Raw genomic sequence first — 7,500 nt, 5'->3', positions numbered from 1 at the left:
CGATTCACCGGGGGTGAATCGCTTCTCTGCTTTCTCAGGATGGGGATCGGGGGCGCGTTTTCTGTCGTCAGCCCGATTTTTTGCGCCGACCCGGGATTCGAAGCGCCAGCAAGCCGAGAATAACCGCCATATAGATGAGCGGTTCGAGCTGAATGCCCTTCACCAGCCAGATGTAATGTACACCGCCGAGGATCACTGCCGCATAGGTCAGCTTGTGCAGCTTCCGCCAGCGGGGCCCGAGTCGGCGCACCGACCAGTTGTTCGATGTCGCCGCCAGGGGAATCAGGCAAAGGAACCCGGCCATGCCTATCGTAATGTAGGGACGCTTCAGGATGTCGGACCAGACCCGGTCCAGCGTCTGGATGTCGAGAAACGCCCAGACAAGAAAATGCGACAGTATATAGACGAAGGTCATCACACCGATGGCGCGGCGGAACCGGATCAGGTTCAGGCCCGCGAAACGCCGAAGCGGCGTAATGGCCAACCCCGCGATCAACAGCTTCAATCCGAGCGCACCGTATTCACGCTCCAACGCATTGATCGGCTCCGGGCCCAGCCCCCCGGTCAGCCCCAGATAGAAGAAGTAGGGGATCGGCAGAGACAGTATTATATAGAGCGGCCAGATCGGCACCCGCCGCAGAGTTTGGTTCAGGCGATCGACCACCGAAGGGGCCGACCGCGCGCTGTTTTCATAGGCCACTTAGAAGTTCGCTTTCAGGTCCATGCCGGAATAGAGGCTCGCGACCTCTTCCTCGTATCCGTTGAACATGAGCGTGGGGACACGCCGGGCAAACAGGCCTCCTCCGATGGGCCGTTCCGTCGCCTGGCTCCATCTGGGGTGATCCACCTCAGGGTTCACGTTGCTATAGAAACCGTATTCCCGGGGGTTCGCCTTGTTCCAGCTGGTGGGCGGCTGGGTATCCGTGAGGGTAATCCGCACGACCGACTTGATGGACTTGAACCCATATTTCCACGGAACCACCAATCGAAGGGGCGCCCCGTTCTGGTTGGGGATGTCGTTGCCGTAGATACCCGTCGCCATGATCGTCAGCGGATGCATCGCCTCGTCCAGCCGCAACCCCTCGACATAGGGCCATTCAAGGACGGGGAACTTCACGCCGGGCATCTCATCCGGGCGCAGCGCCGTTTCGAAGGCAACGTATTTCGCGCCGGATTGTACGCCCGCCATATCGAGCAGGTCGGCCAGTTCGAAACCGTTCCACGGAACGACCATCGACCACGCCTCCACGCAGCGGAAACGATAGAGACGATCCTCGATCGTCACCGCTTTCATGATATCCTCGAAAGCGTAGTCGCCGGGCTTGTCCACCATACCTTCGATCTTCACGGACCAGGGTGTGGTCGTCAGCTGATCGGCATAGCGGGAAGGGTCATCCTTACCGGTGCCGAATTCATAGTAATTGTTGTACTGAGTGATGTCTTCGTAATCGTTGGGGTCCAGCGCTTCCTGCGCGAGAGCGGGGCTGCCCCCCAGCCCCGATGCGAGGCCAAGCCCCGCGACCCCGCCCGCCATGATCTGCCGACGGTTCAAAAATGCGGCCTCCGGCGTGACATCGTTTTCCGAAAGGGTATTCTGCCAGCGGTTTGCCATGATGCTACTCCTCTATATACTTGCGTAAATGTAGTGTCGGCCCTGGCTCGAACAAAACGCTATCGCCTCACGTTTCAGCCAGCACACCCGATTGTCAGCGAAGGAGATGCACCGTGTTCCGCCTTGTCCTGCCATTCTTCGTCAGCCTCGCCCTGCCCCTCAGCGCACAGGAAATGGTCACATACGAAACCGATCAGCCTTTCGATGACGTGGCCTTCGGCGTCGAAAACGCGATCCTGAACGAAGGCCTCGTGGCGGAGAACGTCAGCCACGTGGGGGAAATGCTGGAGCGCACCCGCGAAGACGTGGGATCGGACGTCACGCTGTTCGAGGCGGCGGAGGTCTACAGCTTCTGTTCGGCCGTCTTGTCGCGGGAAGTGATGGAAGCGGATCCGATGAACATCGGATTTTGCCCCTACGACATATTCGTGATGCAGCTTGCGGGGAAGGAGACTGTCACGGTGGGCTACCGCGCCCTGCCGGAGGGAGAGATGCAGAAGGTTCAGGCAATGCTCGACAAGATCGCGCGTGCCGCCCTCGGTCAGTGAAGGGGGCAGAAATCGCCCCACACTATATTCTATGTATATAGACAGCGAAAAAGGCCGGGGCGAACCCCGGCCTTTTTCATCTTTCCTCCAGATCGCCTCAGTGAACCGTCGCGGTATCGGGCTTGGCCCGATTACTGGTCGACAAGCGATCACCGATAATCAGACCGTCCGTTCCGGCAGAGACATGGATCGTCTCACCATCCTTCACGTCACCGGCCAAGATCATCTCGGCCAGAGGATCCTGAAGGCTCCGCTGGATCACGCGCTTCAGCGGGCGCGCCCCGAACACGGGATCATAGCCCTCATCGGCCAGCCACTTGCGGGCACCTTCGTCCAGTTCCAGCGCGATCTTACGTGACGCCAGACGCTTCAGCAGGCGACCGAGCTGGATATCGACGATACCGCTCATGTCTTCCCGGCCAAGCCGATCGAAGATGATCGTCTCGTCGAGACGGTTCAGGAACTCGGGGCGGAAGTGTGCGCGCACCGCATCCATCACGTCCCGCTTGGCCTGCGCCATGTCCCCGCCTTCCGGCAGTTGGCTGAGCGCCTGCGCCCCGAGGTTCGATGTGAGCACGATCAGCGTCTGCTTGAAGTCCACCGTCCGGCCCTGACCATCGGTCAGCACACCATCGTCGAGCACCTGAAGCAGGACGTTGAAGACATCCGGATGCGCCTTTTCGACCTCGTCGAACAGAACGACCTGATAGGGCCGCCGCCGCACCGCTTCCGTCAGAACGCCGCCTTCGTCATAGCCCACATACCCCGGAGGCGCACCGATCAGCCGGGCCACGGCGTGCTTCTCCATGAACTCCGACATGTCGATACGCACCATGGCGTTGTCGTCGTCGAACAGGAACTCGGCGACGGCTTTCGTCAGCTCGGTCTTGCCCACACCGGTCGGCCCGAGGAAGAGGAAACTGCCCAGCGGGCGGTTCTCGTCGTTCAGCCCGGCCCGCGCACGGCGCACCGCGTTGGCAACCGCACGGACAGCGGAATGCTGGCCGATCACACGGGCGTGCAACTGGTCCTCCATCCGCAGGAGCTTGTCGCGCTCACCCTCGAGCATCTTGCCGGCGGGAATACCCGTCCAGCGTTCGACCACGCTCGCGATCTGGTCGGGGCGCACGGCTTCTTCCACCATCAGGTCGCTGTCGTTCTCCTCGACCTCGCCCAATTCCCGCTCAAGCTGGGGGATGACGCCGTAGGAAAGCTCCCCCGCCTTGGCGAGGTTGCCTTCGCGCTTGGCGATATCAAGCTCGGCACGCGCCTGATCCAGACGCGCCTTGAGCGAACGCGCCCCTTCCAGCTTGTCCCGTTCGCCCTGCCACTGGGCCGTCATGCTGTCGGCCTTCTCCTGCAGGTCGGACAGTTCCTTTTCCAGCTTCTCCAGACGATCCTTGCTTGCGGAGTCGTCTTCCTTCTTCAGGGCTTCCGCCTCGATCTGAAGCTGAAGGATCTGCCGGTCCAGCGCGTCCAGTTCTTCGGGCTTGCTGTCCACTTCCATGCGCAGACGGCTTGCGGCTTCGTCCATCAGGTCGATCGCCTTGTCCGGCAGGAAACGGTCGGTGATATAACGGTGCGAGAGCGTAGCCGCGGCGACAAGGGCGGAGTCGCTGATCCGCACACCGTGGTGCAGTTCATACTTCTCCTTGATACCCCGAAGGATCGAAACGGTATCCTCCACGGTGGGCTCCTGCACCATCACGGGCTGGAACCGCCGCGCCAACGCCGCGTCCTTCTCGACATACTTGCGATATTCGTCGAGCGTGGTCGCACCGACGCAGTGCAATTCACCACGGGCGAGCGCGGGCTTCAGCAGGTTCGACGCGTCCATCGCGCCATCGGCCTTCCCTGCCCCGACGAGCGTATGCATCTCGTCGATGAACAGGATCACTTCACCGGCGGCTTCGGTCACTTCGGTCAAGACGGCCTTGAGCCGCTCTTCGAACTCACCACGATATTTCGCACCCGCGATGAGCGCACCCATATCAAGCGCCAGCAGGCGCTTGTTCCGCAGGGATTCCGGCACGTCGCCATCGACGATCCGCAGGGCAAGTCCTTCGGCAATCGCGGTCTTACCCACGCCCGGCTCACCAATCAGTACCGGGTTGTTCTTGGTGCGACGGCTCAGAACCTGCATGGCACGGCGAATTTCCTCGTCCCGTCCGATGATCGGGTCGATCCGGCCTTCCTCGGCCCGGGCGGTGAGGTCGGTGCTGTACTTCTTCAGCGCGTCGTAGCCCTCTTCGGCATTGGCGCTGTCAGCGGTCCGGCCCTTGCGGATATCATTGATCGCGGCGTTCAGCCCCTGTGCGGTCACATGCCCGGCTTCCAATGCCTGTTTGGCACCGGATTTCACCATGCACAGCGCCATCAGGATGCGCTCTACCGGGACGAAGCTGTCGCCAGCCTTCTTGGCCAGTGCTTCGGCCTCCGCCAGCACCTTGGCGGTCGTGTTGTCCAGATACACCTGCGCCGCGTCGCCGGTTACCTTGGGCATCTTTCCCATGGCAAGTTCGACGGCTTCGGCTACGCGGGCGGGCTGACCGCCGGATGCTGCGATAAGATTGCTTGCGAGACCCTGCTCATCATCCATCAGGGCCTTCAAGAGATGCTCGGGAGCAAGCCGTTGATGGCTTTCCCGGGCAGCGATGGTCTGCGCGGCCTGGATGAAACCGCGCGATCTTTCCGTGAACTTGCTCAAGTCCATGGTTCTCTCCTTTTCGTTAAGCGCCCTGCGTGTTCCCGCCCGCTCAGCGGCACGTGGAACCATGGGCCTCGAAGAAACATTTGGGGAGCACCCCGCTCCGGTTCAAGGGTTTGGAATGACCGAATATTCCGCCAACGGACAAGAAAGTAGCGGGGGGTCAGTTTCCCTTTCCCCTCTGGCCCGCTCACGACCACCTCACGGCGATTTTACGCTACCAGGCTAGGCGAACCATTCCCTTGCGCCCAGATATCCAGATGCAAAGCTTTGTTTTGAAATTGGAAATACAAATTATCCACAGAACGAGCGCACCGGATGGAACTTCCCGTGGTCCCCGCTCGTTTAATGGACAGAGCATAACGAAGTAAGAAGTCGCTCTTCGAGAAAAATCGATAACCGTGAGGTGAAAACGATGCAGACGCGCCAAATCCAGCTGACAGAAGTCATCTATAATGCGGCAAACCAGACGTTCGAAGCGTTGGTGACTGTAAACGATGGCGATCTGACCCGTAAATATGCCTGTGCGATTGACGCACCCATTTCTATGAGCTTCGAGGACGCCGCTGATGGCCTGCGCAGGCAGGCCCTTCGCCGCTACGAAGTGCGCGGCGGTCTTTATTCCGAGGCTCGCCCCCATGTTCCCGCCCTGCGTGCCGGGCGCCCCGCTTTCGATCCCCGTCGCTGGCTCGAAGGCCTGATGCGCCTGCCCGGTCGCAACGCGGCCTGAATTTCGCGGGGCGCCCCTCGGCGCCCCGCACCCCCATAGCGGATCTGCCACTGCGTTACTTCTGTCCCGACGCAGTATTCCGCTTGCCAGAGACAGCTGCCTGCCTGCAAAGTCTCTGATACTGACCCGGATGATACATTGTTATCATCCGGGCTTTTTTGTCTCCCCGGATGGACACATGCCCCCCGCCTGCCTAATCAGGCTCGACAACGCCCAGGGCAGGAGCACGACACCATGACAGACAACAGATTGATCGTGGCACTTGATGTCTCGCATGCCGTGGCAGGGCTGGAACTCGCCCAGCGACTGGGCGATTCCGTCGGATTCTACAAGATCGGTCTGGGCATGCTGACAGGGGGCGGCCTCGCACTCGCCAATGAACTGAAATCGGAGCATGGCAAGCGCATCTTCCTCGACATGAAGCTGTTCGACATCGGTGCGACCGTCGAAGCGGCAGTCCGGGGGCTGGCACAATTCGACCTTGATTTTTTGACCGTTCATGGCGATCCGCATGTGGTCCGGGCTGCAAAGGAAGGGGCCGCAGGATCGGAGCTCAAGATCCTTGCCGTCACCATTCTGACCTCGCTCGACAGGTCGGACCTCGATGCCGCGTTGCTGCGGCCCGGGGATATCGCCGATCTGGTCACAGAACGCGCCGGGCGGGCTTTCGATGCCGGCGCTGACGGCGTCATCGCCTCCCCCAACGAGGCGGCGGCGATCCGCGCTTTGCCCGAAAGCAGGGGTAAGCTCATCGTGACGCCGGGGGTTCGACCCGCTGGGGCGTCACTGGGGGACCAGAAACGCGTGGCGACCCCGGCTCAGGCACTGGGAAATGGCGCCGACCATATCGTCGTCGGGCGGCCGATCGTTCAGGCTGAGGACCCAGCAGCAGCTGCGCAGGCGGTATTGTCCGAGATTCGTGATCAATAAGCGACGCATCCGCTCGTTGTGTCACAAATTGAACACAAACTTATCGCGCCTGACAAATACATCCATTCTCACCTGTGTCATATGCCAACTGCGTGCTAACCTGAATTCAGGTGATACTCCCCGACGAACTGGTTCTTCCTGATGTTCGTCACCTCCCCCCGCTCACTCAGGCGGGGGGCCTTTCGTTGGCCTAAGCGCCGCGGCCCTTCGCCCCCATGTTCATCGCGAAACGAATACCGTAGAATGGGGCGGACCCCATCGATATTGCCATGCCCGCTATTTGTCGTGATTGCCTGCACCAGATCGAAGCCGCACGGCGTTGTCCGTCCTGCGGCAGCCCGCGTGTGCTGGCCCATCCGGAACTGCACGACCTTTCCGTCGCACATATGGACTGCGACGCTTTCTATGCCTCGGTGGAAAAGCGCGACAATCCGGAGTTGGAAGGCAAACCCGTCATCATCGGCGGCGGGCGGCGGGGTGTGGTTTCGACTGCTTGCTATGTCGCCCGGATCAGGGGCGTGCGGTCCGCGATGCCGATGTTTCAGGCGCTCAAGCTCTGCCCCGAAGCAGTGATCGTCAAACCCCGGATGCAGGCCTATGTCGAAGCGAGCCGCGCGATCCGAAGCATGATGGAAGAGCTCACACCCGCCGTGCAGCCCCTGTCGCTTGATGAGGCCTTCCTCGACATGACGGGAACCACCCGGTTGCATGGCGCACCGCCCGCGGTGATGCTTGCGCGTCTGGTGAAGCGGATGAAGACCGAACTGGGTCTGACCGGCTCCATCGGCCTCAGCCACAACAAGTTTCTGGCAAAGGTGGCATCCGACATCAACAAGCCGCAGGGGTTTTCCGTGATCGGTGTGGCGGACACGGCGGCGTTTCTGCGGGACAAGCCGGTCGGCCTGATATGGGGCGTGGGCGCGGTTACCCAGAGCGCGTTGGAAAAAGCCGGTATCCGCACCTTCGCGGATCT

The 7,500-nt window shown here is 61.0% G+C and carries 7 protein-coding genes; 4 read left to right on the top strand and 3 right to left on the bottom strand.

Translation table 11 applies throughout. The features are described from left to right. Nucleotides 1-67: 67 nt before the first annotated feature. Nucleotides 68-700 (bottom strand): protein-methionine-sulfoxide reductase heme-binding subunit MsrQ, encoded by a 633-nt coding sequence (gene msrQ / locus A3728_RS07570; RefSeq protein ID WP_443069061.1) that lies wholly within the window; start codon nt 698-700, stop codon nt 68-70. Continuing rightward, on the bottom strand, nt 701-1,612 hold the full coding sequence (gene msrP / locus A3728_RS07565) for a protein-methionine-sulfoxide reductase catalytic subunit MsrP (protein ID WP_067921720.1): 912 nt from the start codon (nt 1,610-1,612) through the stop codon (nt 701-703). It abuts the gene before it with no gap. Nucleotides 1,613-1,785: 173 nt separating this feature from the next. Here msrP and A3728_RS07560 point away from each other — a divergent pair, with 173 nt between their 5' ends. Continuing rightward, the gene (locus tag A3728_RS07560) at nt 1,786-2,160 is read left to right on the top strand and encodes a DUF302 domain-containing protein (RefSeq protein ID WP_067921723.1); all 375 of its coding nucleotides are present in this window, start codon (nt 1,786-1,788) and stop codon (nt 2,158-2,160) included. Nucleotides 2,161-2,257: 97 nt separating this feature from the next. On the opposite strand, the gene clpB is transcribed toward A3728_RS07560, so the two are convergent. After that, nucleotides 2,258-4,873, bottom strand: a complete 2,616-nt coding sequence (gene clpB, locus A3728_RS07555) for an ATP-dependent chaperone ClpB (RefSeq protein WP_067921717.1) — start codon at nt 4,871-4,873, stop codon at nt 2,258-2,260. 409 nt (nt 4,874-5,282) lie between these two features. Between clpB and A3728_RS07550 the strand changes: the two genes are divergently transcribed. The 3 genes from A3728_RS07550 to A3728_RS07535 all read left to right on the top strand — a co-directional run. Continuing rightward, on the top strand, nt 5,283-5,597 hold the full coding sequence (locus A3728_RS07550) for an orotidine 5-phosphate decarboxylase (protein WP_067921714.1): 315 nt from the start codon (nt 5,283-5,285) through the stop codon (nt 5,595-5,597). A gap of 234 nt (nt 5,598-5,831) precedes the next feature. Continuing rightward, nucleotides 5,832-6,527: an orotidine-5'-phosphate decarboxylase gene (pyrF, locus tag A3728_RS07545; protein WP_067921711.1), complete on the top strand. Its 696-nt coding sequence runs from the start codon at nt 5,832-5,834 to the stop codon at nt 6,525-6,527. 269 nt (nt 6,528-6,796) lie between these two features. Further along, a partial coding sequence (locus A3728_RS07535) for a DNA polymerase IV (protein WP_150120685.1) occupies nt 6,797-7,500 on the top strand: 704 nt, incomplete at its 3' end.

The organism is Sulfitobacter sp. HI0040, assembly GCF_001634885.1.
In the GTDB taxonomy this organism is placed as follows: domain Bacteria; phylum Pseudomonadota; class Alphaproteobacteria; order Rhodobacterales; family Rhodobacteraceae; genus Sulfitobacter.
This window is presented reverse-complemented; position numbering and strand designations above follow the sequence as displayed.

Bases quoted from the DNA above. Each gene is read 5' to 3' on its own strand.
- A3728_RS07550 (WP_067921714.1), top strand. From the start codon at position 5,283: ATGCAGACGCGCCAAATCCAGCTGACAGAAGTCATCTATAATGCGGCA.
- msrP (WP_067921720.1), bottom strand. From the start codon at position 1,612: ATGGCAAACCGCTGGCAGAATACCCTTTCGGAAAACGATGTCACGCCG.
- pyrF (WP_067921711.1), top strand. From the start codon at position 5,832: ATGACAGACAACAGATTGATCGTGGCACTTGATGTCTCGCATGCCGTG.
- clpB (WP_067921717.1), bottom strand. From the start codon at position 4,873: ATGGACTTGAGCAAGTTCACGGAAAGATCGCGCGGTTTCATCCAGGCC.
- A3728_RS07560 (WP_067921723.1), top strand. From the start codon at position 1,786: ATGGTCACATACGAAACCGATCAGCCTTTCGATGACGTGGCCTTCGGC.